We start from the raw sequence: 26,456 nt of genomic DNA, 5'->3' as shown, positions 1-26,456 counted from the left end.
TGAGGCTGTACACTTATAGGAAAGTAAGCAGCTTTAGGGGGAACTCATAATATGGAAGATTCAGTGGTGCATCAAATATTAGCATCTCTTAAAAACGGGGAGATTTCTCACTATGAGGTGGAAAAGGAGCAATTTTTGTCCTTTCGAAAAGTATTGGTGAATTCCGAAGACTTTAAGCATTTTAGAGGAACAGCTCAGCATGGCGGAAGAGTTGTTTATGAATATACAGAAGAACCACGGAGTTAATAATATTTTCTCTCTTGAGAAATCAACAATTCAATAGCATGAAAAGACAAACCAATCAGAAAGAAATTGGTTTGTCTTTTTTTGGTGAAATTCTAAGATGACAGCTCCTTGGGCTGAAACTAACGAATGTCCAAATTACCCTTCATTTTCGCAAGCTTTTTAAGTGCATCTCTTCTCCATGCTTTCACAGCAGACTCTGCAACATTTTCTTGAACAGCAATTTCTTTAGGAGATTTTCCTTCCTTTACGTAAGCATTGAGCCACTTCATTTGTTTTTCTGTTAAGCTTTCATGTAAGTTGACAAGTACGCTTTCGACATACAGCTGTTCATCCTCTAAGGCGTTATTTTCTGTAACCTCAATGTTTTCCGTCGGCTCATACCGCTGTTGTAGTTTCTTGCTCTTCTTAAGTTCTGATAGTAAGTGGCCTCTAATGACTGCGTATGCATATGTGGAAAAACTGCTGCCTTTGTCCGGATTGTAGGAGTTTGCTGCTTTCCAAAGTGCAATGCAGCCAATCTGATAGTATTCATCATGATTTTCGTAAAGATGAAGCTTCCTGATATGATGAAGAATGATAAAGCGATTTTCTTCAAAAAGTTGGGTGAAATACGTTTCCTCAATCAAGCGATTATTCCTTCGTAAAGCGCGCTTTCCTTTTATTCCGCGGTAAGTTTATCTTAAATTGAAAAAATCACCTTGAAAAAACCGGATTTCTACCATACATTAGTGATTTTTAGAGCCATAACGCTCTTTTTCATAGCTAATATCGTTATTATTACTTCTTAAAGAAATCAATCATGAAGGTTATATAAAAAATACATTTGGCAAACCTGCCATATTTTGAGTAATGAAAGTATCCTATAAACCTGTTAGCCTAGTAAACGAGATAAAAATGAGTTCAAATGATACCGAATGAACAAAAAACAGGAGGTTTATAGATCATGATGAGGTACATTTTAAGAGTTGCAATTGCAGGAATGCTAGTAATCTCAATTGCTCCATTAGATAATTCTACAGTTGAAGCTTCAGCTGTTCATAGAGTTCAGGCAGGAGATACACTTTGGCTGATTGGAAAAAAATATGGTGTTTCCATTAAAGATATTCAATATAAAAACCATAAAAGCGGCCACCTTTTATATGTTGGGGAAAGATTAACAATTCCCACCTCTGTAACTAATTCAGAAAAAGAACTGATGGCCCGCCTTGTTCACGCTGAAGCAAAAGGGGAACCTTACGCAGGAAAGGTTGCAGTAGCGACAGTAGTTTTGAACAGAGTGAAAAGCGATGAATTTCCTGATACTATTTCAGATGTTATTCATCAAAAGGTGAAACACAGCTATGCTTTTGAACCTGTCCAAAATGGAAGTATTCATCAGCATGCAAATCAGGAAGCAGCTGAAGCAGTTGACGAAGCAATTGCTTACGATGGCATGGGAAATGATTCTTTATATTTTTATAATCCTGAAACAGCTACAAGCAAATGGATTTTTTCTACAGAAGAAACGCTTACGATAGGCAAGCATCGTTTTGCGAAATAATTCGTTTGCAGGTGTCCGGATTTTCGGACGCCTTTTTTTATTGAATAAAATAACTATGTTGAAATTTATAGAAAGTGTGTTGGACTCTTTGTCATTCGCTCTTCCCGTACCCATGAATTAGAGGCTGACTAGCCACTATACATATTTAAACGGAGGAATTCCGCCTATTCAAAAAAAACAACGAAAATAGACTGAAACAAACGGAGGAATTCCGTCTATGTACCTAAAAAACCTCAAAATGGAGTATTTTCGGTAGCTTAAGCGGAATTCATTCCCTTATTTTCTCTAAAAAACGACTTATTCTCCATTTAACCGGAATTTCTGCGCTAATTACTCTATGTGAGGACGGGATGGCACCTTGTGAGTTTAAAATTCATTTCGTACAGTGTTGCCAAGAGTGAATATAATGACTCTTTCTTACCACACAGTTTTACGGTCTCCTTATAAAATCTACGCATATTCTGCCGTTCGTTACTTCTTCATTCTAAGATTAGTCAAAACATTCACGCTGACTGTATGATCTATGTAAAAAATCTGCATGCATAATTTTGGACAGGGCAGGAAAAATAAACCCTAGAATCCAGGATTTGTGGTGATGTCTGATTGAATGAGAGAAAAAACTATGATGGCTCGCGGCAGCAGACAATTGTTGAGCTGCTTTCCGTTTTAAGAACCTCTTCAGATTTTATGCAATACAGCAATACAGCGAAAGAAACACGCTATTGGATGTTTTATTTCCGCCCGCTTGTGGATACACAGATTCTGCATCAAAGCATACTTACAGAATTAACTTCTCAGAGCTGGAGTTCTCTTGAGCAGTTAAAAGAATTGATTCCAGTTGAAGATATGATTATTACAAATGATACAGGCGTTATAAAGGAAAAGCTTTTTGAAGGCTATGTGCTGATTTCACTCAGCGAGTACGGTGAGCCGGTGATCCTGATTAGAAGCTCATTGGAACAAACTAGGACAGTCACTCAGCCTGAAGTTGAATTCAGCGTTATTGGACCAAAGGAAGCCTTTGTTGAGTCATTGGATACCAATATTAACTTAATTAGAAAAAGGCTTCCTATAGAAGAGCTGAGAGTGCGTGAATTAACGATTGGAGATCTTTCAAAAACTCAGGTAGCGGTTTTATACATTGACGGCCTTGCTGATAAAGAGAATTTTCATACAGTTTGGCAAAGACTGAGTGATCTGGAGTTTGACCAGGTGAGCGACAGCTCGTTAATCACACAAATGATATCTGATAATTATAGGTCGCCTTTTCCGCAATTGCTGGATACAGAACGGCCTGACAGGGTAGTATCGATTTTATCTGAAGGGAAAATTGCGATAGTTGTAAATGGGTCGCCTCATGTTCTGATAGGGCCGACCACACTTGTTGAGTTTTTCTCAGCTTTTGAAGATTATTTTTTGAATTGGATACTTGCCTCATTCTTCCGTCTTGTCAGATTGTTTGCAGTTGCATTCTCGATTTTAATCACACCCATATATGTAGCGACTTTGAATTATCATTATGAGCTAATACCAAGGGATCTGCTGAATACACTTGTTACTTCCAGAAGAGAAATTCCGCTTCCGCCTATTTTGGAAGCTCTTTTCCTGGAGCTGACGATTGAGCTGCTGAGAGAAGCAGGAGCCAGGCTGCCGACAAAAGTCGGTCAGACAATCGGCATCGTAGGAGGAATTGTTATTGGAACAGCTTCAGTTGAAGCTGGGCTGACCAGCAACATTCTGCTTATCATTGTTGCTCTTGCGGCGCTTGGCTCCTTTACCACACCTGTTTATAACATGGGCAACACAATCAGGTTGCTTCGGTTTCCGTTTCTCGCGTTTGCGGAATTTCTCGGACTGCTTGGAATTGTCCTGTGTTTTTGCTTTCTTGCAACACACTTGCTCCGGCTGACTTCACTTGGAAGGCCGTTTTTGGAGCCTCTGTATCCTCCCAGACTCAGGGATATGAAAGATTCACTCATCCGTTTTCCATATGCCAGCTTAAATAAGCGACCAATCTTTGCACGGACGAAGCAGCCTGTGCGATTTGACGAAAGCAAAGCAAAACAAAAGAAAGACATAGACGAGTAGCATAAGAGAGGTGCTAAAATGCCTGCAGCAAAAATTCCTGAAAAGTTTCAGGTTTCCGGATTTTTAGTCTTTTTCCTATTGCACTCCATACAATTCGGTGTTGGCGTGCTGGGGTTTCAGCGGATTATCGCGATAGAGGCGGGTCATGAGGCATGGATGTCAGTCTTATTATCTGGCGTTGTAGTAAACATTAACATTTGGATGATGTATTATGTGTTAAAAAGAGTAAAGGGCGGCATGGCAGAAATTCATGTCTCCCTTTTGGGAAAATGGATTGGCAACAGTCTCAATCTGTTTTTTGTTCTGTATTTTTCAGCCTTGGCGGTTAATGTGCTGAGAACTTATATGGAAATTGTCCAGGTTTGGATGTTTCCTGAAATAAACAACTGGATTTATACGGCGCTTTTTTTGCTTTTAGTCTGGTATACAATCACTGGGGGTTTCAGGGTAGTGACAGGCATCAGCTTTTTTGGCGTGCTGTTGCCAAGCTATTTGCTGATTACATATTTGTTTCCGCTGAGGTACTCTGAATTAAATAATCTTCTTCCTATATTTGATCATAGTGTTATGGAAATATTAAAAGGAACGCAGCAAATGTCACTAACTGTGTTAGGAATTGAAACGCTGCTCGTATTTTTCCCATTTCTTAAAAACCCGGATAAATCGCAAAAGTGGGCTCATATTTCAGTTTCATATACAACACTCCTTTACCTGTTTATCATGATTATTTCAACAGTGTATTTCAGTCAAGAGCAGCTGCAAAAAAATATCTGGGCTACCTTAACAATATGGAAAATCGTTGAGATACCCTTTGTGGAACGATTTGAATATATCGGAATTGCAAATTGGAATTTGGTTATTCTACCCAACATCTGCCTGGCACTCTGGTGTGCAAGCAGACTGTTCAAAAGTGTAACCAAAATACCTCAAAGCAAATCTCTGTTAGGAATTATTCTGATTGTTTATGTCAGCATGAATTTTATTGAAACAAGACTGCACATAAATATGATGAACGATCTGATGAACAAAATAGGCAGTGTAATTCTCTACCTATATATTCCATTTTTGTTTACACTCTCCATAGTGATTCCGAAAATAAAGGAGAAATTGCTGTGAAAAAGCTTTTAGCTGGCTTGTGTATGCTGATGCTGCTGACTGGCTGCCTTGAAAAAGAAATCCTTGATGATGTAAATATGATCCTGGCTTCTGGTTTTGATATAGATGAGGAAAATAAAGAGCTGTTTGTGGGAACAGCTTACATTCCTGTCTACCTGAAGGATCAGCCTGTTGAACCTGAGTATATTACAAGCTCTTCCAAAATCAGCAGAGAGGTTCTCTCCAACATGCAAAGAAAATCTTCAAACCCTCTTGTTTTTGGAAAGCTGCAGGTGACCCTGTTTGGGAAAGAGCTTGCTGAGAAAGGCCTTTTAGACTTTGTAGATGCTCTCCAAAGAGATGCGAGCATCGGTTCACGCGTGTATCTCGGCGTAGTGCGGGGCACAGCGGGCAAGGTGCTTGAGGGAACGTATGGAACATTGGGTACAGCTGCTTATCTTTCAGACACGATTAAGCACAATATTGAACGGAGAGATCTGCCTGATACCAATCTCCAATTGTTTTTATATAATTTTTACTCAGAAGGTTCCGATCCTTATCTTCCTCTTTTGAAAAAGACAGAGGGAAAAGTTGAGGTAGACGGAATTGCGCTGTTTCACGGCGATGAAATGGTGGATGAAATTTCTCCTGATGAGCAGATGTTTTTTAAGCTCATGGCAGATAATTACTCAGAGGGTACCTACTCTACAGAGCTGCCTGACAGTAATAATATGATGACAGTACAGTCGATTACATCAAGAAGAAAGCTGCATGTTGAAAGCGAAGAAAAAATCAAAATAGATATACGTGTGGAAGGACACATAAGGGAGTATACAGGAATTATCCTTAATCCAGGAGAAATTAAAAAAATTGAAAAAGAATTTGAAAGAGCCATACGTGAAGAAGGTCAAAAGATCATTGAAAAATTTAAGGAAAACAATATAGATCCATTAGGTTTTAATGATGAAATCGGCCACCGCTTCCGTAATCATGATAAAAAGAAATGGAAAAGTGATGGGGGCCTTGAAAAGCTGGAAGTGGAAATACATGCAGATGTACTGATAACTGAAACAGGAGTTATTGAATAACAGGGAAAAAGCCATTCAAACAAAATTGAATTGTTGAATGGCTTTTTTATATTTCGCTTCTTTCAAGTTTTGCTTTATCAGTGCAAAATTCCCGTATCAGTAATGGTGATATTGACCTGTGGTGTAATTGATATAGAAGGATATACATCACGCCATTTCATACTTTTCCATACTTCAGGATGTAAAGAAATCAGCTGCCTCCCAATTGCCAAGGCATCTGAATTGGCTTCTTGCAATTTACTGATAACCTCTTCGGCATTTTTTGTGAATTCCTTAGAAAGTTTGTCATTCAGATCTTCAATTTTTTCCTTGGTATTGAGTACATTATGGGGATATTCCACAACTTCAGCTGAGATGTTCAGCTTGATATTCACCTTAATGTCGTCTTTATTGTGTGCGTCTACTGTCAGTTTTCTTTTCAGTTTCTTAACATCTATAGTAATAAAATTTTCAAAAGAAGCACCCTTGTAATGATGAACTTTTTTAGTAAACCTGGCTGTTCTGCCCAGATGATTATCAAGTAATTGGTACAGTATCGCTTCCTGCCCTTCTAAATAACCTGCCAGCGAGGTTTCACTGAAGAGTGCCACACCTTTCACTCCAGCTATTCTGCCATCGTCAGGAGAAACGTAGGGAAGGGAAAAGTCTTGTCCCGGATCTAAAAGTTCTGCACATACTGATTGAATATTTTCATCCTCCACAAAGCTTGCGTAGCTTGCACTTTCTATAAGATCTTTTAAATAGTCACTGATTCTTATGTTTTCACTTTCAGCAACCTCTATTAACTTAGAGGCTTTTCCTTCAGTAACAACAATATTTGAACCCAGAGAAGATTTTGGATCTCTGTAGAAAACATCCAGCAGCTGAAAAACATTTGTTTTTGCAAGCTCCTCGCCAAGTATAATAATCTCAAGCTTAGCAGGTTCAAAACGCTTATCCAGCCGCAAGTTTAATTTATCTCTAGTATGACGCGGCGTATAGCCCACAACAGTCTCTGTGCCAATTTCATCTCCACTTTCTTCTTCAGTTTTCGGGCCCTTCGTTCTTCTTACCTCTACAGAGGTGATTAAGTTACCTTCATTATCCAAATCATATCCAGCTGCAAGAATTAACCGAACATCCTTCAACAAATTTTGATCCCAGCATCCAGTTAAAACGAATAAATTAAAAATGATGCACCACTTAAAAAGTTGTAGAAGTCTCATTCGCTGCCCTCCTTTTCTTTATAAAAAATGAAATGATTAATATCAGCGAAGGAAATAGGAAAATGAACCCGAAACTCAACTGGGAAACGAATTCTGAAAAAGCTAAAATTGTATCCTTCGACCTTCCAGGATAAAGGGAAAAGAGAAAAATGCAGCTTGCGTATAAGTACCCATATTTTCGGTGATATGTTTGATTGGTCAACGTAGCCAGCCCAACCAGAGAAACATAGGCATAAGCAGCGATAGAAGTGAAAACTGAGACAATCCAGAGAGACAGGAATAACAAATCAGTCCGTTCTATTACTTGAAAGGGGATTGCTTTTAAAAGATAGAGGACAGGTTCTGGAATGAGCTCTATTTCATTTGGGCTGAAGTATATATAACTCATGATAGTCAGGTAAACATAGAATAATACAGTAAATAACCCTGATAGAAATGCAGCTTTACGTACAGCTCTTGCTGCTCCATTAACCATGGGATACAAAATAAGAATTACTTCAAAGCCAAGCATGGCAGTAACAGCCTCTCTGCTTCCCAAGAGTATCTTTTTCCAATCAGTATGAGCCACAGGAAGTAAAAAGAGCGGATTGGCATCTTCTAATGTAAATAAAGGAAGAACGATGAGAATTAACAGAAGAGGCGTGACGAGAATGACAAAATTTGCGATCGTCACGATAGGCTCTCTTGCAAGATACACAGCAATAAACAGCAGCATAAAGCCAATCAGCCAGCTTGGTGTTTCTGGAAGCACCCAGCTACCTACAATTTCTTCAAACCTTGTTAAAATGACGACAGCAACAGCACTAAAATACAAGAGGTACAAACATATAAGTATTTTTCCGATCAAATTTCCAAACAAGCAGATTAAGATTCCATAAAAATTTCTGCCGGGAAAACGTTTCAGCAATATATAATAAATTGCTAAAAAGAACTGAACAATAACTCCTGCCAGGAGTAAGGATATCCAGCCGTCGTGTTTTGCTTCCTGACTTAAATCAAAGGGCAGCGATAAAACACCAATTCCAATTTGCGTTTGAATGACTAGAAAAAACAGCTTGGCCGGGGTAAGAGGCTTTTTAGTCACTATGTTCCCACCCCCGTGATTTTTTCAGCTGCCGGCTTTGTTTGGCACGTGCATCCAAAGGTCTTTTTTTCAGCATCCAAATGGGCAACCGGATAAAAGTATCCTTCCAATCCTTTATTCTTAACGGTGCAAAGGGTGAGAAGTATGGCGTTCCAAAAGAGGATAGCTTTGTTAACCCAATCAGGATAAAAATGAAACCAAACATAATCCCGATAAATCCAAAGGTTGCAGCCAGTGCCATGAGGGGAAATCTTAGAATTCTTACTGTTGTGCTCATTTCAACAGAAGGCACGACGAAAGACGCAATGGCAGTAGTTGCTACAACAACAATCATCAGATCCGAAATTAATCCAGCCTGAACTACGGCATCTCCAATCACTAAACCGCCTACAATTCCAATTGTCTGACTGATAGGATTTGGGAGCCGTATACCTGCCTCTCTAATTAATTCCAATGTCAGTTCCATAATTAAAGCCTCCAAAAGGGGAGGATAGGGAATTCCTTCAACCGAGTTTTTCATTGGAAGAAGAAGCTCATGGGGAATGACTTCAAGGTGAAAAGCAACAACACCAATATAAATAGCAGGAAGAGAGATGGCAATGATAAAACTTGTTAACCTGAGAAGCCTGATAAAAGTAGCAGGGACCCACCGGGAATTATAATCGTCAGGAGACTGATAAAATGAAAAAAAAGTTGTCGGAACAATCAATGCTGTCGGACTTCCTTCTGACAGTAAAGCAATCCTGCCTTCCATTAAATTTCCCATCACTCTGTCGGGTCTTTCCGTGTTTAACATTTGAGGAAACAGTGACCATGGATTGTCTTCTATAAACTCTTCTATGAATCCGGGACTTATGAGAAAGTCGGAATCAATATAGGAAAGCCTTCTCTGAAGTTCATGAACCACCTCGTCATCTGCAAGGTTCTTCATGAAAATAATGGCAGTTTTTGTGTGAGATTGTTTTCCTAGCTGAAGAATTTTCACACTAAGATCAGGGCTCTCTATCCGCTGGCGGATTAACAGCAAGTTGCTTTGTAAATCTTCTATAAATCCGTAATGTGAGCCTCTGACTATTAGTTCATTGTTAGGCTCTTCAGGGTTTCTTTTAAAAATAGATACTAACGGCAGAGTGTAGAGTTTTTCCTCTGAATCAATGATCACAGTAACTTTTCCATCTATGAGAGAGGAGGTGATTTCTTCTTCCAAATCTGTTTCATCCGTATGTAACGACTGAAAAAACTGAACGGGATCTCCTTGGAAATTCACCAATGCCGGAATAATATAATAGAAAAGTTTATCTGCTGCTGAAAGAGATTTAAAATAGGCAAAAGCAAGGGGAACGTCTCCAACTGTTATTTCATGAACTATGAAGTCATCACTGCTGTCATAAGCTTCCTTTAAGAACATAATTCTATTTTTATATCCCGATGGAATTGTGCGATTTTTCTTTTCCATATACTCGTCCTCTTTCCACTTATTCACCTGCCTGTTATTTTGAGGAAAAGGTGAAATTTTTATACATCGTTTAAAACAAAGGACAAGATTCACAAAAACTCACATACCATAAAGAACAGAGAAGCAATTATGGGGGATACGCATGAGAAATCATTTTCTAAAAGGAATATTGCTTTTGGGCGCAGCTGCTTTTCTCGGGGAATGTGTAGAATTTTTTATCAATATGATTCTGGCAAAAGAGCTGGGTGAACAGGGAATGGGCATGTATATGACGATTCTGCCCCTGATTATGCTGGTGGTTGTCATTGCGAACCTGGAGCTCCCTGTGTCTATTTCAAAGTTTGTAGCAGAGAAAAACTCCAGCTACCACTACAGCATGCTGAAGGCAGCCATGAAGTTCTCATTTTTATTTACCTGCATATTTTTAACAGTGGTGTTTGCTGCACTTCCTTTTTTATCTGTTTTTGAAGGCTATCATCCGGCTGTAAAATGGCTATGTGCTGCTGTTGTACCAATTGTTGCCGCTTCTTCCATTGCTCGGGGCTATTTTATGGGCGTACAGGAAATGGGCAAGATTGCGGTGTCCGGTTTTCTCAGGAAAGCTTTTCAGCTGCTGTTTCTTTTTCTGATTTTCAAAGGAATGACATTTGATCTAAATACTTCTCTGCTGGTTGCGCTGTGCGCGATGATCGGCAGTGAATTGCTAGTCTGCTTCTATCTGATCTTTCATTATCTGCTGCAATACCGCCAATTGAGAGAAGGCGACAAAGTGTTCCTAAGCGGAAAAGAGGTAAGGAAAAATTTGTTGTCCGTGTCGCTGCCAACAACAGGCCTCCGTATTTTCCACAGCATCACCAATGCAATAGAACCCTTTTTAGTGAAAAGCGCGCTGATTGCTTCGGGTATGACAGGCATACTTGCAACGGAGCAATTTGGCATGATGGCAGGAGTAGCCATGACAATTGGCTTTTTTCCCGCTTTTATCGCACATTCTCTTATGGTAGCACTTATCCCGAATGTTTCTGAAGCATACTCCAAAAGGAATTTTGCAACTCTTCAAAAGCTTCTTCAGCAGGCAATGTGGATCACATTTCTTTATGGTGTCCCGTCCGTATTTATGATGTATCAGCTGGCAGAGCCGCTGACTAGCCTGTTTTTCCACTCTTCAGAGGCTGCTTGGTATTTAAAGCTGCTTTGGCCGTATTTTCTCTTTCACTTTTTTGTCATTCCGATGCAGGCTTATCTCATCGGTCTCGGATTAGTGAAGGATGCTTTCATTCATACAGTCTGGTCCCATACCATTTCTTTCAGTATGATGTTCTGGCTCGGATCTCTCAGTACACTGCAAATGGAGGGAATCATACTCGGAATGAATATGGGGGCTGTTCTGTTAACATTGCTTCATTATGCAGCAATATGCAAAAAAATTGGGTTTACGATGTTTCTCGGTAGAAATCAATCTCCTGCACAACTAAGGCCTTGAGAAAAAAGAGGACATTCTTCCTGCTCCATGACAGGAAGAACAACGCTGTGAGAAGGGGAGAAAAGAGAGTAACTTGGTTTTTCCTGTACCTTTGCAGTTTCTGCAAATCACCATAATTGCCACAAGCATCAGCCTTCTTTCCATTATTTTTGCAGGCATCATAGGGATACTACTGCTTCTGCTCCATGTCTGCCATTTTTCACAACCAGCAGAAAATCGTATTTTTCCATACTCATTTTAACCCTGTCATGTATGTGTTAAACTCATTGCGAAAAGGAAGGTAAAGGAAAATATCCCTTCCTTTTTTTGAATTTACAGATTATAATAATTATAAATAAACATTTATTATAAATAGATGTGCTTCTCTGTACTATTCCTGGTTACACGAAGAGGAGCTAATAGTCATTCTCACGGAGGGGTATTGATGAGTGAAAGAGCAGGCTTGCAGGTAGAAAGTGTCATTGGAAATGCAGCAAATCTATCCTGGATACAAAGAGTGAAAGAACACGGGGAGCTTATAGCTGCTGCAGCAGCAGGAATATTAATTGCTGCAGGGTGGATAGTTGGAGCACAGAGCATGCATGAAGCATCCACTTCTTTATTCATTGCAGCTTTTCTAATAGGTGGTTTTGCCAAAGCCAGGGAAGGCATTCTGGAATCCATCCGTGAAAAAACATTAAATGTAGAGCTGCTGATGATATTTGCTGCAATAGGCTCAGGGTTAATTGGCTACTGGACAGAAGGAGCTATACTCATTTTTATATTTGCTGTAAGCGGAGCTCTGGAAACTTACACGATCAATAAAAGCGAACGTGAACTGTCCTCTTTAATCACGCTTCAGCCTCAAACTGCTTTGCTGATCAATGAAAGTGGACAGCGGGAAATCGTTTCAGCTGAGAGTCTCGAGAAGGGCGACTATATAGAAATTAAAGCAGGAGAGAGAATTCCTGCGGACGGGCTTGTGTACAGCGGAAATGCTCTTATTGATCAATCAGCGATAACGGGAGAATCCATGCCTGTCGAGAAAAAAACAAAGGAAGAAGTATTTGCCGGAACAGTGAATATAAATAGCTCGATCATCGTAATTGTTACAAAAGCCAGCAATGAAACACTTTTTTCCAAAATGATAAATCTGGTTCAGTCAGCTAAGGATGAAAAGTCACCTTCTCAGCAGTTTATAGAAAGATTTGAAGGAGCATATGTAAAAGGTGTTCTTGCAGCTGTAAGCCTTATGATGATTCTTCCTCATTTTCTGCTTGGGTGGACCTGGACTGAGACTTTTTACAGAGCAATGGTTCTTATGGTTGTAGCATCTCCTTGCGCACTGGTAGCCTCTGTTATGCCTGCCACTCTTGCAGCCATTTCAAATGGAGCAAGAAACGGGCTGCTATTCAAGGGGGGCATACATCTGGAAAGGCTGAGCAGGACAGGGGCGGTCGCTTTTGACAAGACTGGTACCTTAACAAAAGGACGTCCGGCTGTGACAGATGTAATTCTCAGACATGGTGTCAATGAAGCTGAATTCCTGCGTACTGCAGCAGCAATTGAAAGCCAGTCCAACCATCCTTTGGCAAAAGCCATTGTTCAGTATGCACTAGATAAAGGCGTGGAGAAGAAGTTCCGGTGGCTGTCCGTACAAGAACAGTCCGGCAAAGGGGTGAAGGCCGAGTGGCAGAGAGAAAGCTGGAGGATCGGGAGCAGCGGATATATTGGCAGTAAAGCTTGTTCAGCATTTCAGCAGTCTGTGGCAGAAGAATTGGGCAGAGAAGGAAAAACACTTGTGTTCGCAGAAGATTCAAAAGGCATAGCAGGCTTGTTTGCCTTTAAAGACACAGTGAGGGAGGATACCGCTGATACTATAGAAACTTTGAAGAAGATTGGTGTATATACGGTTATGCTTACTGGGGATAATCAGCAAACCGCAGAAGCAGTGGCGTCAGAGGCCCGCATGGACGAAGTGATAGCGAATTGTCTTCCGGAGGATAAAGTAGAAGCGGTAAAAAAACTAAGGAAAAAGCATGGATATGTTGCAATGATTGGAGACGGAATCAATGATGCTCCGGCCCTTGCAGCAGCAGATATTGGCGTGGCAATGGGAGAAGGAACGGACGTAGCTCTTGAAACTGCAGATGTAGTGTTGATGAAAAATGAGCTTGCTAACATTTCAAGAGCAATTGAGCTATCGAGAAAAATGACGAGGATTATCAAGCAGAATATTATTTTTTCACTGAGTGTCATTGGTCTGTTGATCTCATCTAATTTTCTGCAAATTCTAGATCTTCCTCTTGGTGTAATAGGGCATGAAGGAAGCACGATTCTTGTGATATTAAATGGATTAAGACTGTTAAAAGGATAAATGAAAAAAGTGCACAACGCTTTGTCAGGAATGATGACAGAATGCTTTGTGCACTTTTAATAGGGACGCAGAGGCGATTTTTTTACTCAGGAGAAGATTCGTGAGGGGAATCCGGTCTTCTAAGCACAATAATATATGCGGAAATAAAACAAATAAATCCCAGAATCCATCCAAACAATGAGCTGAAATAAAAAAGGTCAATCAATTTCGTACTGACAAATGGAGCGGCAAGTCCCAGCAAACATAGCAGCTGGACAATATGCCTTTTTATAAAATCTATCATATAGAGCAGTCCTCTCCCTGCAAAGCTGACAATTTTAACGTTAAGAAGCAATAGTGCTGATGTTCACTTATCTTACTTATCTATGTATTCATATAGGAATGACTCTCCATTTCTGTAGAACCTTGGATCATATATTCCAAGCCGATTTCCATTCTCCACAACAACGACAAATGGGCTCCATGTATTCAAAGCAGCCGCTCTTGGGTTTTGGGCATATAAAGGAGACAAGTCAGCATCCTCATTAGATTCAAGAACGGTGTGGATGCTGTATTCCTTCCAAACTGCTGCTGATCCAATTGAAATATCTTTTCCGCTCTTAGCGACTATGGTGTAATGCCAAGGCAGGAATTCAGCAGATAGAGCTGCCTGCTCATAGCGTTCCCCTATAGTATTCAGTAAATAGGCACCCTGCAGAGTTTGCAATGATACATGAAGCAGAATGACTGCCCATGCTATCCGGAACACCAAATGCTGAGCTGTTCTTCCCATTCTCCAGCAAAGGAAAGCAGCAAGGAAGACGGCCCAAATAACAAAATCTACAATAGGAACGGTTCCAAGGCTGAGCCGAATCTGTGAAAAAGGCTCTAAATATCCGGTTCCCCAGGCATTTAATACATCAGATGTAATATGTATAAAAACGGAGAGCATGCCAATCCACAATAGTTTTTTCATCTGATGCCGAAATATCATTTTTGAAACCCAGTAGAGCAGTGCACCCCATAAGGGAACCAAGAATACTGAGTGGGTTAAGCCCCTATGCCACATTTGATATTGCCCGTTATAATCCCATAGTCGTGAAATCACATCAATGTCGGGTATTTGGCTTCCTGCGACAACAGTCAGAAGGAGCGCTCTTTTTTCATGTTTCTTCATATCCCTTTTATCAACTGCCGCATAAATACCTAACCCAAACAGAGTATGAGTAATAGTATCCAAAACACTTTCCACCTTTGTAAGAGTTTTATAAAAGCATACTAAATGCAAGGAAGAATGTGCAATATAAACTTTCTAGTACTCTTGCCGTATGGCAATGTTTATGAATAAGTCCTCCCTTTCCAGCTGTATTTTTGTTTTTTCAATGAAGTGAACATGGATCTAAACATAATAAAAATCATGGCAGCAGCGGAGAAGGGCATCCAAAGGGAAACTTGAAGATCTTGATTTGTACACCAGTCTATAAACAGCTTTTGTAAAACTATAATCAATAATGGAAGTAACCACAGAAACTGAAACTGCAGGGTAAGAAGCAGTTTTAGAATACCCGCAGCAAATAGAAACAACGGAAAAATATAAAAGGCAGCATAAAAGAAAGCTGTAAAAGAAACCAAAGTGACAGAACGGCCCATTCCAGGGAAAATATTTTTCGTAAAACCATCGATCACTTCTCTGTTGCTTTCATACATATAGCACCTGACATATTTCGTTATATTTACTAAAATTGCCTTCTTTCCTGACCTCTTCATGTTCCTGGCTAAATCTATATCATCCACAAGCGAATTCCGAATGCTGCGGTGTCCTCCTGAACTTTCATAAGCATCCCTTCGAAAAAGCATAAATGCCCCGTGTGCCGCAGAGGCAGCGGGAAATGTAGTAAAATTCGCCAGAAAAAGAGGCAAATGGAAAAGAGTTAGAAAGTGCTGCATGGGAACGATAAGCTTCTCCAGAAACAATGTCACGGGAAACTGGGGAAAGCCTGACAGAAGATCTGCATTTTTTCTTTGTATTAATTCAATCCCTCTTTGAACAGTGTGGGCATGAAGACGCACGTCTGCATCGAGAAACAAATAGTAATCTCCAGTAGCATGCCCGCTCAGCTGATGACACGCAAACACCTTTCCGGACCAGCCCTCTGGAAGGGAGGCGCCTTTTAAAATTTTGAAACGCTGATCGTTGTCCGTATATTGAAACAAAAGTTCTGCAGTGGAATCGGTTGATCCGTCATCTAAAAGGATAAATTGGAGCTGGGGGTATGTCAGTTCCTTTAAGGTATAAATTAATTCCTTAATATTTCTTTCTTCATTTCTCAGAGGGATAAGAATTGAAACAGGGGGATAATGCTTCAACGGCCTCGGTGAAAGTGACGGCATAAAGAAAGCATTTATGACAGTCCACAGGAGAAAAATCAATAAAATCATTATGTATAGCAGCATTGCTTCACCTCCAAAAAGAAAGTCAAAGCCGGCAGATAAACTCCGGCTTTGAACAGTAATCGTCATCTAGAATGATCATAGGATTACATTCTGTATAAAAAGATACTCAGCCAATATTTTTTTCTTTCTGCGGTATCTGTGTTTCTGCAATTAAATCTGCCGTCAGCTGGCCGGAGAGGGTAACCATGGGAACGCCGCCCCCTGGGTGTGTAGAGCCCCCTACAAAGTACAGGTTTTCATAGTGTGCACTTTTACTAGGGATTTTAAAGCCGCCGTTTTTCTTTCGATCTGTTACAACACCGTAAATTGACCCGCCGTTTGCACCATATAGCTCCTTTAAATCATCAGGGGTAAACTGATACTCAAATTCAATATGTTCACGAAGGTTTTCAACGCCCATTCTTTCCAGTTTATCAATCACCAGTTCACGGTACCTGTCCCGGTTCGCCTCCCATGTTTCTCCCTCTTTTAGAGGAGGGACATGCGTGAGTACAAAAAAGTTTTCTTTCCCTTGAGGTGCCTGGGATGGATCGGATTTAGAAGAGATGCCTATGTATACTGTTGGGTCATCCGCCAAAACACCCTCCTGGAAGATTTGCTGAAATTCTTTTTTAGGATCTTCAGAGAAGAAGAAATTATGGTGAGACAAATTGTTGTATTTTTTATCAACGCCCAGCAGCAATACATGTCCGGAAACTGTCGGAGGAAATTTTTCCATCCCTTTTTGGTCCTGTCCGCTGTGGATGCCATCTTTAAGAAGGGTTTTATAGGCAGGGATCGCTTCCAGGTTAGAAACAACCAGATCAGTAGAAATGACTGTGTCATCCTCAAGCTGTATGCCTGCTGCAGCAGATCCTTCAGTTACAATTCTCTTAACTTTAGTATTTAGTAGTACTTTTACATTTTGTTCTTCCAAAAGTTTCGCCATCGCTTCACCGATTTTGCTCATTCCGCCTTTTACATAATAAATACCCAGTCCAAGCTGAACGTGAGTGAGCTGTGAAAGTACGGCGGGTGCATTGTATGGTGAAGATCCTACATACATAATCAGGAAGTTAAATAACTGCTGAAGGTGAGGGTCTTTAAAATGTTTTTTGCTGATGGCATCAAGTGACTTCATAGGGTCCATGGATAGCAGTTCTTTCACAGTATTTAAAGATCTCATATCCCCAACAGTTGAAACAGATTTTTTATAAATGCTCTTCATGCTGTATTCATACATTTTGCTGCAATGCTGAAGATATTGCAAAAAATTTGATGCATCTTCAGGAGAAAGTTCGTTTATCTGCTGAAGCATCGCTGGCAGATCACTTGTTAAATCAATTGTGGTGCCATCTTCAAAAAATGTTCTCCATTGCGGTTCTACCCTGACAATGTCAATATAATCGTGGATGTTTCTGCCTGCACTTTCAAACAGCTGTTCAAGCACCCACGGCATGGTCAAAATGGAAGGTCCGGTGTCAAAGGAGTAACCTTTTCCGTTCCGCACATTCAGCTTGCCTCCAAGACGCTCTCCCTGTTCAACAATTGTAACATCATAACCGTCTGCTGCCAGCCTGATGCCTGCAGACATTCCGCCAAGGCCGCCGCCAATTACCGCAACTTTCTTTTTCATACATGTTCCCTCCAGTAAGTAAAAGTTTAAAAAAGACCAATACCTCAACAATTCCCCTTATAATAAAAAAATAAACAGGTTTTTATTCTCAAATATGCTGTTGGGGAGGATAGGGAATGACGTTTTCCATAAATAGATGTATGATGTAAGATAACGGGTTAGCAGTTTTCGTGTGCAGTATACATATCATGCTGAGTGCATAAGCAAAGGAGGCTTGCTGTTGGGGATTATTGCTGCGGCCATTACAATAGGTATATTTATTTTCTGGTCCATACCTGTCTTGTCTGCAAGGCCAAAGGCAGAGAGCAGGGAGCTTTTTTCAAAAGTGACCATTATCATTCCTGCAAGAGATGAGGAAAAAAACATAGCTGTCCTGCTGGACTCACTAAATAAACAAACAGAAGAAAATCTTGAAATCATTGTAGCAAATGATCAGTCTGCTGATTCAACTGCTGAGATTGCAAAAGCGAAAGGTGCAGCAGTGCTGGATGTTCCGGATTTGCCGCAAGGCTGGCTCGGAAAGTCTTGGGCATGCTGGCAAGGAGCTAGACAGTCTTCAAAAGAATGGCTTTTGTTTATAGATGCTGATACATATTTTGAAAAAAACGGTTTATTGAGAATCCTAGAAGCATTTCAAGATCAAAAAGAAGGAAGCGTTCTATCCATTCACCCCTTTCATGCGGTTAAAAAGGGCTATGAATCTCTGTCAATGCTGTTTCATATCGTCATCTACGGGTCTATGGGGGCCTTTCATCCTTTACAAAGGAAACTCTCCTCTAATGGTGCGTTCGGTCAATGCATGATTATCCGAAAAAGAGATTATGGAAAATTTGGAGGTCATGAAGCAATTAAGGGACGTATTGTAGAAAATATGGCGTTTGCAAGGCATGTGAAAAAGCAGGGAGGAAAAGTCAGGTGCATCAGCGGCAGGCACGCCATTTCAATGCGAATGTATCCAAATGGCTGGAGCGAGCTGATTAAAGGCTGGTCAAAAAGCTTTGCTTCCGGAGCAGGGACTACAAGTAAAGTTTCGCTCGTTCTCGTATTCATATGGCTTACGGGGATGTTTACTTTTATACCTGCTGCACTTTCAAGTACAGTAAGCTATCATTGGGTGCCGATTTTGATTTTATACGCTGCTGCTGTTCTTCAGATTTACACAATAGCAGTAAGAATCGGAACGTTTTCTTTCTGGCATGCCCTATTTTTTCCGGTTCACCTCCTCTTTTTTGCAGGCGTATTTTTATTTTCTTTTTTACAAACATATTTGACAAGAAACGCTAAATGGAAGGGTAGAAGTATCGCAGAAAAGGAGCAGGCATAGCATGTCGCTTCTCCTGATTAATATCATAGCGTGGATAATCATCCAAACGGGGATATCTGTTCTTGCAGGAAAACGGACCCTTGATTTTATGAGAAACTTCCAATGGATATATAAAGAGAGGAAATGGGAAAAGGAAGGCCGGCTTTATGAGCGCCTGCTGATTAAAAAGTGGAAGGACAAAGTGCCGGAAGCGGCAAGACTGCTGAACATAAAAAACAGCAGAGCAGGTGGTAGAAAAGAAAAGCTGAATCTGTACATAGACAGGACGAAAAGAAGCGAATACGCACACTGGCTTCAAATTCCTCCTGCCCTCCTTTTCTTCCTTTGGAATGATGCAGTCATTGCCGTCTATATGATTCTATATGCGTTGATATTTAATCTGCCGTTCATCATGATTCAAAGGTACAACAGAATCAGGTTCTCGCGAGCAGTAAAAAAACTTAACAATAGAGAGGGAGGCTGTTAGATTTGGCAAAGCGGTTGAAAGCAGTTCAGAAATGGCTTCAGCAGAAAGATATTCCATGTGCGTTTATTAGTTCAACAGAAAATGTCTTTTACTTGACTCAGTTTTACACAAACCCTCATGAGCGGATAATGGGAGTTTTTGTGTTTCAGGAAGAAGAGCCTTTTTTTATTCTGCCTAAAATGGAGCAGACTCAGGCGAAGGAGGCCGGATGGCCATATGAGATTATCGGCTATGAAGATCATGAGGATGCATGGGAGCTTGCAGGCAGCTTTCTGAAAAAGCGCTCACTAAAAATAGATTGCGTTGCGGTGGAAAAAGATCATTTATCCTTCAGCAGAGCAGAACGCTTGAAGGAAATCAGCGGAGCAGGCGATTTTGCAAATGTAGATAGTCTACTAAATGAGCTTCGTATGATAAAAGAAGAACAGGAAATTGAAATACTTAGACAGGCAGCAAAACTTGCTGATGCAGGAGTTGAAATTGGTGTCAGTTACTTAAGGGAAGGCGTCACCGAAATGGAAGTTGTCGCTGCTATTGAGTATGAACTAAAGAGAAAAGGCATTCGTTCCATGTCCTTTTCTACGATGGTTCTGTTTGGAAAAAAATCCGGCCAGCCTCATGGAAATCCTGGTTTGGAAGTTCTCGCCAAAGGAGATTTGGTCCTTTTTGATCTAGGTGTAGTGCTTGATGGTTATTGTTCTGACATTACTAGAACATTTGCTTTTGGATCAGTCAGCGAAGAGCAAAAAGAAATATATGATACTGTTTTGAAAGCGCAGAAAGCCGCATTGAAAGCAAGTAAACCTGGAACAGTATTGGGAGATTTAGATGCAACAGCAAGGAAAGTAATTGATGACGCTGGGTATGGGGAGTATTTTCCGCATAGACTGGGACACGGGCTGGGAATAAATGTCCACGAATATCCATCTCTGGCACAAAATAATAAACTTATGCTGAAAGAGGGTATGGTGTACACAATTGAACCAGGGATATACATTCCTTCCATCGGAGGGGTCAGAATAGAAGATGATGTTCTTATTACAAAGAACGCTCATGAAACGTTGACCGGTTATCCAAAGGAACTGCAAATCATCAAATAATATCCCAAGAAGTATTATCAGCTCATTTCTACTAAGGCCCGCCATGTGGCGGGTTTTCTTTGTAAAATAAGAAAGTATCATGTGACCAAGCCTCAAAGTTAATAATCGGTGCACAGGAGGCGGACTAGCTTCTTAAGTGTTAGTAACGGAAAGGATTTTATTTATGTGGAAAAAACTTTTAGCGGTGCTGTTAAGCACCCTGCTACTATCAGCCTGTTCAATCAACCTTGCAGAAGAATTAAGGCAGACGTCAGCAGATAAGCAAGGAACCCAAAAACATATTCCTGCAGAAGTTGTAAGGGTAGTGGATGGAGACACTGTGCAAGTTTCCATAAACGGCAGAAAAGAAACCGTTCGCTTGCTGCTGATTGATACACCGGAAACTGTCCATCCCTCAAAGCCTGTTGAACCTTTTGGACCGGAAGCAAGCAGCTTTGCAAAAAAACACTTGGAAGGAAAAAGTATCGGCCTTGAGCTGGATGCAAGTGAACGGGATAAGTATGGAAGGCTTCTTGCATATGTTCATGTCGAAGGCAAAATGTTTAATGAAATGATTCTGGAAGAAGGTCTGGCCAGAGTGGCATATGTATTTGCACCAAATACAAGGCATGTTGATAGATTTTATGAAATACAAAAAGCAGCGCAGAAAAGAGAAGCGGGACTGTGGAGTATAGAAAATTACGCAGCTGCTGATGAAAAATATAGTACTGACAGCGAAACGACGGCATGCAGAATAAAAGGAAATGTATCTTCATCAGGTGAAAAAATTTATCACCTGCCAGGAGGGCAATTCTATCAAGTGACAAAAGAAGAAGAGTTATTTTGTTCCGAAGAGGAAGCAGTAAAAGCGGGATATCGAAAGTCCAAACGGTAAAAAAATGAGTTTTCTCCTAGAGTTTTAAAGTGATAGGAAAATAGAAGGTTGTTATATTACGGATTTGTGTCAAAAAAGTGGTAATAAAGTCGATTGTTGTTACAAAATTGTAATACATGGTAAATAAACTGTAACTTCAAAACTATGGTTTTTCTGGTATTCTTTATATACACCAAAGAAAAACGGAGGTTTACCATGAAAAAGATAGGGGTATTGTTAACGTTTATTGTGTTTCTCTTCTCAAACAGTCTTGTGATAAATTCAGCTGAAGCTTCTTCCGGTGCAAAAGTGGACAAGTTTGTAACAGAAAGCAAAAAGCACGTGAAAACACCTTATAAATATGGCGGTACAACTCCTAAAGGCTTTGACTGTTCCGGCTTTGTCGGCTATTCTTATAAAAAATCTGTTGGTTCAGCACTTCCAAGAACTGCTTCTGATATGTATAAAAAGGGTAAGACAGTGTCAAAAAGCCAGCTTAAAAAAGGTGATCTAGTTTTCTTCTCCACTAATAGAAAAGGTGTATCCCACGTAGGAATATATGTAGGAAATAATCAGTTCATCCATGCATCCAGCTCAAAGGGTGTTACAGTGGATAAAATGTCAAACAGCTACTGGAAGACTAAATACGTTGGTGCGAAACGCACTATTTAATAGAATGAAACAAAAAAAGCGTGGGCAGCTGCCTGCGCTTTTTTTCTTTGCGGAATAAGACAACTTATCTGATGAGTATTCATTGCATGTTCTGTCAGGCTTTTCAGTAGAATAACCGGAAAAGCTTCCCCGTTTTCTCTATCGTTGGTACCTCAATCTATTTTTACTTGAAGAGTACACTGATTTAGCTCCTCCTTCTCACGATTGAAGAGGGAGTCTTCGGTCGAAAATTGATAGAGTTAACCTGTTTTCAGATCAATTAGCTTGCTCCTATGGAAAACTTCAATATTGATAGAAGAATTTTTGCCAGCTGTTGCAGTTAATAAAAAATACGCTCAAAATATTAATTTTTGAGCGTTAGGTCCTGCCTCCTATTCAAAGTCAGGAGGTTACTTGAAGTTTCATATTAATTTGCTTCAGAAGAAGGGGAGATAAGCTTGGCTTTTCAATATAATATCCCTGTCCATATTGTATTCCGAGATCTCGGCTGAATTCCAATTCTTCTTTTCTTTCAATACCTTCTGCCAGGATGCTTATTCCGTATTCGTTTCCAATTGCAACAATCTCTTTTAAAAAGTTTTCTTTTTCTTTGCTTTGATCACAGTAGCTAATATAAGCTCTGTCAATTTTAGCATAGTCTGGCTGCAAGAGTTTCAGTGTTTCTAACGTTGCAAAGCCAGAACCAACATCATCGAGAGCAACTTTCATCCCATTTTTTCGGTACACTTGAAAAATATTGAGCAAATGATCAATATCTTCAATTTTTTCAGATTCCACAACTTCAAATACTAAATCATCTGGTGATACTTTGTGTTTTTCAACCAATTTAAATGTGTGTTCAAGGCAGTGTTCAGGGCTGTAAATAGTGGAAGGCAGAAAGTTAATAAAACTTTTTATTCCTTTAGGAACTAGACTTCCACGGCTTTTGATTGCAACTTCTCGTGCCCGCTTGTCCAGAAAGGAATGCAGATTTGTTTTTTGAGCAGTATCAAACAGCTGATATGGTGAATATTGTCCGCTCATATCTCTCAGTAAAGATTCGAAGCCATAAAGCTCGGAGGATTGCAGGTGAACGATGGGTTGAAGATGGCTTTCCAGATCTCCTGAAGTGATGATATGGAGAATTCCTTCATGAAATGTGTGGTTATAAATTGTATAAAGCGTTTGATCTTTATAAAAAACAGGTGTATTCTGCCTGCTGATTGAGGCTGGATATGTATGCAGTGAAATTCCTTCTGAATGAAGAAAAGAAAGGATTTCTTTCAATTCATTTTTTGATGTATATTCTCTTTTGTAAACACTTGAAGAACTCTCAGTAAATTGCAGGCTGTTCAAGATGTGAATCAATTTTAATGAAAAAGTTTCTGATTGAATAAAAAGGTAAGCAGAATTTAGTATTTTTAATGGCTGAAAGCACATATGGCAAGTTTGCATGGTATATCTCCTCTTCTAACAGGTCATTTGATCTAATCATAACAGACTTGTATAACTTTTGTACAACATTAGTCGAAAATTATTTTGTTCACTAATCCATATTCTTTTTTTATAGTAAAATCTCTAAGTACTTACAAATGACAATAAGGAAGCTTTACCTGTTTTGTGTTTGTACTAAAAGATTAGGGGAATGATACCTAGAGCATTTCAAATTCTTAAGTGAGGTGAAAAAATGAAAAAAATAGGAGTTTTGACAAGCGGAGGAGACTCTCCAGGAATGAATGCAGCAGTGAGGGCTGTTGTGAGAAAAGGTATTTTTCACAATCTTGAAGTATTTGGTGTGTATCAGGGTTACGCAGGGTTAATGGAAGGAAACATCAAGAAGCTTGAGCTTGGATCTGTGGGTGATATTATCCACCGGGGAGGAACCATTTTATATACAGCCCGTTCTGAAGAATTCAAAACAGAAGAAGGACAGCAGAAAGCAATTGATCAGCTTAATAAATTTGGTATTGAGGGTCTGGTTGTGATTGGCGGGGATGGTTCTTACCGCGGAGCTGAAAAACTTACCCAAAAGGGATTTCCTTGTATCGGCCTGCCAGGAACAATTGACAATGATATAGCCGGAACAGATTATACGATAGGATTTGATACAGCTTTAAACACAGTAGTTGAAGCAATCGATAAAATCAGAGATACAGCTACCTCCCATGAAAGAACATTTATTATTGAAGTAATGGGAAGGCATGCCGGCGATATCGCGCTGCTGTCAGGCTTGGCAGGAGGTGCTGAAACCATTTTAATTCCGGAATTAGAGCATGATCTCAGCGATGTGATGGATAAGTTAAAAAGTGGAATAAAGAGGGGTAAAAAGCATTCAATAATTGTCCTGGCAGAAGGAGTCGGTAAAGCGGATGACCTGGCACAGCGTTTGAAAACTCAGTATGACCTTGAAACACGAATTACCGTGCTAGGACATATTCAACGGGGCGGAACGCCAAGCTGCTTTGACCGTGTATTGGCTTCAAGGCTTGGTGCACATGCAGTTCAGCTTTTGATGGATGGTGATGCAGGAAAAGCTGTCGGGCTTGTAAAGCAGGAAGTTGTCGCAAGAGACTTTCATGATGTTTTACAACATAGTAACACGGTCGATAACACACTTTACACATTATCACAGGAGCTCTCGATATAAAGTAAGTGAGCTGCTTTAAGACTGTGTAATTGTATTCATTATTTCGCAAAAAAGCAGCCCCTGTAGGGAGCTGCTTTTTAACATATGTTGAAAACATTATATACGTTTTCCCGCTTTCCTTTTTCGCAGCAAGATGAAAATTATAATAAAAATCAAGCCGGCAAGCAATGTTGCAATAGTACCGTATTCACTAATTAAGGTCGTCGCATTTTCACCAAGCAGCATAATCAGCAATGCAACTGTGAAAAAGCGCAAGCCTCTCCCAATGAAAGAGCCGACCACAAAGAGGGCAAGATTCATTGAAACTGCACCGCTTAAGACTGTGAACACTTTATAAGGAATGGGTGTAAAGCCTGCAATAATAATAGCACCTATACCATATTTTTCATAAAGCTGTTCAGCACGTAGAATCAGCTTTTCAGAGGCAAATTTATTAAGCAGGGGCCGCCCGATTCCTTTTCCTAAATAGTACCCGAAAATTCCCCCGAGAACAGAAAATAGAGTGGCATATCCAGCAAAAAGCAATGCACTCTGGGGTTGTAAAAGACTCATAGGAATTAACAGGGCATCCGGCGGTATGACAAAGAATGAGGATTCTGTAAAGGCAACCACAATCAGTCCCCATACACCCCATTCCTGGAAAAATTCAATCATGTGTTGAATACTTTGGTGAATCATATACAGCCTCCGGTAATATGTACTTTTACTTAAAGAATTTTAACAACACTTACTTCTCACGTCAATGACAACCCTGTGAAAAGCTAAAATAAAGAGACAGTGCACATGAAAAGTGCGCTGTCTCTTCAAATAATATCATGAAACTGATACTGCCATTTCTTGAGCATAGCTCCAAGGCATGACTGCTTGTTTCATAGAATCATTCCCTTTTCTCTGACTAACTACTCCGGCTGCTGCCACAGGTACTTCATTATGTAACAGCCTGAGCAAAACTATGCTGTTTCTTAAGTAAGTATTTCCTGTCTGCCATCTAAGGATTCAAATACCACATTTGTAGGTAAGTGTTTTGAAAGAAAGAGGGAATGAGCATTGCTGCCTGTATAAGACAGTCGCTCTTGACACTTAGACGATGTAAGCCCTGCCTCTCTTACATCCTTGCGGTTCCTGGACCGCGCCAGCTGAATAAGTGCCTTCAACATGAACAAGGACTGGGCCTTGATGATTGTTATAATTGATGACACTGGTTAAATTCCCGCAAGCCTGCTTTCCCAAACCTGTGGAAGAGCATTGGCTGATTTTTTTATGCTGCTTCCCTGCCAGATGAAAACCTTAAAATCAGATATCGTATCAAAAAGCCTGTAAATAAGCCAGGAATTAAAAAGAGCATTGGAAGAAAAACCGGTCCAGGATATATTCCAAAGAGCTTAAGCTTTGGAGAATACATAAGTCCCACAGTGACAAAGTAAGCACAAAAAACAAAAGGCAGGAATGAATATGGAGGGACTTTTCCTTCTGCGTGTTTGTATGCATCATAAGCTGCAAAGGTGTAGACACAAGGATAAAACATAAGCCATTGAAAGTTCAGTACTGCATAAGCTTCATTTAATTCACCTAAAAAGCTATGCATAATGGCAAGGTTAAATCGGCTGAATACATTTATCAGAAATTCAAGAGCGATAAAAAGAAACCCTTTTACAAGATGACCATTAAGAATTTGGGCAAAGCCGGGCAGGGCTATACTCCACATAACAGCTTCCAGCTTACTAGT

The 26,456-nt window shown here is 40.1% G+C and carries 23 protein-coding genes; 13 read left to right on the top strand and 10 right to left on the bottom strand.

The genetic code is table 11. From position 1 onward, the window contains the following. Positions 1 to 51 precede the first annotated feature (51 nt). Entirely contained in the window at positions 52 to 246 is a 195-nt protein-coding gene (locus GJU40_RS09100) for a hypothetical protein (protein ID WP_154307445.1), read from the top strand. Positions 247 to 365: 119 nt separating this feature from the next. On the opposite strand, the gene GJU40_RS09095 is transcribed toward GJU40_RS09100, so the two are convergent. After that, entirely contained in the window at positions 366 to 872 is a 507-nt protein-coding gene (locus GJU40_RS09095; protein WP_154307444.1) for a sigma-70 family RNA polymerase sigma factor, read from the bottom strand. Between the two features lie 317 nt (positions 873 to 1,189). Here GJU40_RS09095 and GJU40_RS09090 point away from each other — a divergent pair, with 317 nt between their 5' ends. The 4 genes from GJU40_RS09090 (at position 1,190) to GJU40_RS09075 (ending at position 6,057) form a co-directional block, all read left to right on the top strand. After that, positions 1,190 to 1,786, top strand: coding sequence for a cell wall hydrolase (locus GJU40_RS09090; RefSeq protein WP_343031483.1), 597 nt, complete (start codon positions 1,190 to 1,192; stop codon positions 1,784 to 1,786). Positions 1,787 to 2,389: 603 nt separating this feature from the next. Then, positions 2,390 to 3,874 (top strand): spore germination protein, encoded by a 1,485-nt coding sequence (locus tag GJU40_RS09085; RefSeq protein ID WP_246188325.1) that lies wholly within the window; start codon positions 2,390 to 2,392, stop codon positions 3,872 to 3,874. Positions 3,875 to 3,892: 18 nt separating this feature from the next. Next, positions 3,893 to 4,990 carry a GerAB/ArcD/ProY family transporter gene (locus GJU40_RS09080; RefSeq protein WP_154307443.1) on the top strand — a complete coding sequence of 366 codons (1,098 nt, stop codon included), beginning with the start codon at positions 3,893 to 3,895 and terminating at the stop codon, positions 4,988 to 4,990. Continuing rightward, on the top strand, positions 4,987 to 6,057 hold the full coding sequence (locus tag GJU40_RS09075; protein ID WP_154307442.1) for a Ger(x)C family spore germination protein: 1,071 nt from the start codon (positions 4,987 to 4,989) through the stop codon (positions 6,055 to 6,057). Before GJU40_RS09080 ends, GJU40_RS09075 begins: the two co-directional genes overlap by 4 nt. Before the next feature lie 77 nt (positions 6,058 to 6,134). Here GJU40_RS09075 and GJU40_RS09070 read toward each other — a convergent pair whose 3' ends face one another. The 3 genes from GJU40_RS09070 to GJU40_RS09060 are packed head-to-tail and all read right to left on the bottom strand — an operon-like array spanning position 6,135 to position 9,802. Beyond that, on the bottom strand, positions 6,135 to 7,262 hold the full coding sequence (locus tag GJU40_RS09070) for a Ger(x)C family spore germination protein (RefSeq protein ID WP_154307441.1): 1,128 nt from the start codon (positions 7,260 to 7,262) through the stop codon (positions 6,135 to 6,137). Further along, complete coding sequence (locus GJU40_RS09065) at positions 7,240 to 8,346, bottom strand: endospore germination permease (RefSeq protein WP_154307440.1); 1,107 nt, start codon at positions 8,344 to 8,346, stop codon at positions 7,240 to 7,242. The genes GJU40_RS09070 and GJU40_RS09065 overlap by 23 nt, the downstream gene beginning before the upstream one ends. Further along, positions 8,339 to 9,802, bottom strand: a complete 1,464-nt coding sequence (locus GJU40_RS09060; protein WP_154307439.1) for a spore germination protein — start codon at positions 9,800 to 9,802, stop codon at positions 8,339 to 8,341. The genes GJU40_RS09065 and GJU40_RS09060 overlap by 8 nt, the downstream gene beginning before the upstream one ends. A gap of 142 nt (positions 9,803 to 9,944) precedes the next feature. Here GJU40_RS09060 and GJU40_RS09055 point away from each other — a divergent pair, with 142 nt between their 5' ends. Both GJU40_RS09055 and GJU40_RS09050 read left to right on the top strand, forming a co-directional pair. Then, complete coding sequence (locus tag GJU40_RS09055; protein ID WP_154307438.1) at positions 9,945 to 11,285, top strand: polysaccharide biosynthesis protein; 1,341 nt, start codon at positions 9,945 to 9,947, stop codon at positions 11,283 to 11,285. A gap of 424 nt (positions 11,286 to 11,709) precedes the next feature. Further along, positions 11,710 to 13,641 (top strand): heavy metal translocating P-type ATPase, encoded by a 1,932-nt coding sequence (locus GJU40_RS09050; protein ID WP_154307437.1) that lies wholly within the window; start codon positions 11,710 to 11,712, stop codon positions 13,639 to 13,641. Between the two features lie 355 nt (positions 13,642 to 13,996). Here the strand turns inward: GJU40_RS09050 and GJU40_RS09040 are convergent, their stop codons facing one another. From GJU40_RS09040 to GJU40_RS09030, 3 genes are all read right to left on the bottom strand, one after another. Continuing rightward, a complete protein-coding gene (locus GJU40_RS09040) occupies positions 13,997 to 14,860 on the bottom strand; it encodes a metal-dependent hydrolase (protein ID WP_154307434.1) in 864 nt (287 codons plus the stop codon). 98 nt (positions 14,861 to 14,958) lie between these two features. Continuing rightward, the gene (locus GJU40_RS09035; RefSeq protein ID WP_154307432.1) at positions 14,959 to 16,074 is read right to left on the bottom strand and encodes a glycosyltransferase family 2 protein; all 1,116 of its coding nucleotides are present in this window, start codon (positions 16,072 to 16,074) and stop codon (positions 14,959 to 14,961) included. Positions 16,075 to 16,180: 106 nt separating this feature from the next. Next, positions 16,181 to 17,689 carry a phytoene desaturase family protein gene (locus GJU40_RS09030; protein ID WP_154307430.1) on the bottom strand — a complete coding sequence of 503 codons (1,509 nt, stop codon included), beginning with the start codon at positions 17,687 to 17,689 and terminating at the stop codon, positions 16,181 to 16,183. Between the two features lie 220 nt (positions 17,690 to 17,909). Here GJU40_RS09030 and GJU40_RS09025 point away from each other — a divergent pair, with 220 nt between their 5' ends. From GJU40_RS09025 to GJU40_RS09005, 5 genes are all read left to right on the top strand, one after another. Continuing rightward, positions 17,910 to 19,013, top strand: a complete 1,104-nt coding sequence (locus GJU40_RS09025; protein ID WP_170289366.1) for a glycosyltransferase family 2 protein — start codon at positions 17,910 to 17,912, stop codon at positions 19,011 to 19,013. Position 19,014: 1 nt separating this feature from the next. Further along, positions 19,015 to 19,479, top strand: a complete 465-nt coding sequence (locus tag GJU40_RS09020; protein WP_154307426.1) for a glycosyl-4,4'-diaponeurosporenoate acyltransferase CrtO family protein — start codon at positions 19,015 to 19,017, stop codon at positions 19,477 to 19,479. A 2-nt stretch (positions 19,480 to 19,481) separates the two neighbouring features. Continuing rightward, positions 19,482 to 20,579 (top strand): M24 family metallopeptidase, encoded by a 1,098-nt coding sequence (locus GJU40_RS09015; protein ID WP_154307424.1) that lies wholly within the window; start codon positions 19,482 to 19,484, stop codon positions 20,577 to 20,579. Positions 20,580 to 20,742: 163 nt separating this feature from the next. Then, positions 20,743 to 21,453 (top strand): thermonuclease family protein, encoded by a 711-nt coding sequence (locus GJU40_RS09010; protein ID WP_154307422.1) that lies wholly within the window; start codon positions 20,743 to 20,745, stop codon positions 21,451 to 21,453. A gap of 195 nt (positions 21,454 to 21,648) precedes the next feature. Further along, positions 21,649 to 22,104: a C40 family peptidase gene (locus GJU40_RS09005; protein ID WP_154307420.1), complete on the top strand. Its 456-nt coding sequence runs from the start codon at positions 21,649 to 21,651 to the stop codon at positions 22,102 to 22,104. Between the two features lie 381 nt (positions 22,105 to 22,485). On the opposite strand, the gene GJU40_RS09000 is transcribed toward GJU40_RS09005, so the two are convergent. Beyond that, the gene (locus tag GJU40_RS09000) at positions 22,486 to 23,538 is read right to left on the bottom strand and encodes an EAL domain-containing protein (RefSeq protein ID WP_246188324.1); all 1,053 of its coding nucleotides are present in this window, start codon (positions 23,536 to 23,538) and stop codon (positions 22,486 to 22,488) included. Between the two features lie 232 nt (positions 23,539 to 23,770). Here GJU40_RS09000 and pfkA point away from each other — a divergent pair, with 232 nt between their 5' ends. Next, on the top strand, positions 23,771 to 24,730 hold the full coding sequence (pfkA, locus tag GJU40_RS08995) for a 6-phosphofructokinase (protein ID WP_154307418.1): 960 nt from the start codon (positions 23,771 to 23,773) through the stop codon (positions 24,728 to 24,730). A gap of 96 nt (positions 24,731 to 24,826) precedes the next feature. On the opposite strand, the gene GJU40_RS08990 is transcribed toward pfkA, so the two are convergent. Continuing rightward, entirely contained in the window at positions 24,827 to 25,408 is a 582-nt protein-coding gene (locus GJU40_RS08990; RefSeq protein WP_246188323.1) for a YqaA family protein, read from the bottom strand. 580 nt (positions 25,409 to 25,988) lie between these two features. Beyond that, a complete protein-coding gene (locus GJU40_RS08985; RefSeq protein ID WP_246188326.1) occupies positions 25,989 to 26,435 on the bottom strand; it encodes a hypothetical protein in 447 nt (148 codons plus the stop codon). Positions 26,436 to 26,456 lie beyond the last annotated feature (21 nt).

This window comes from Metabacillus lacus (genome assembly GCF_009674805.1).
Classification (GTDB): domain Bacteria; phylum Bacillota; class Bacilli; order Bacillales; family Bacillaceae; genus Metabacillus_C; species Metabacillus_C lacus.
This window is presented reverse-complemented; position numbering and strand designations above follow the sequence as displayed.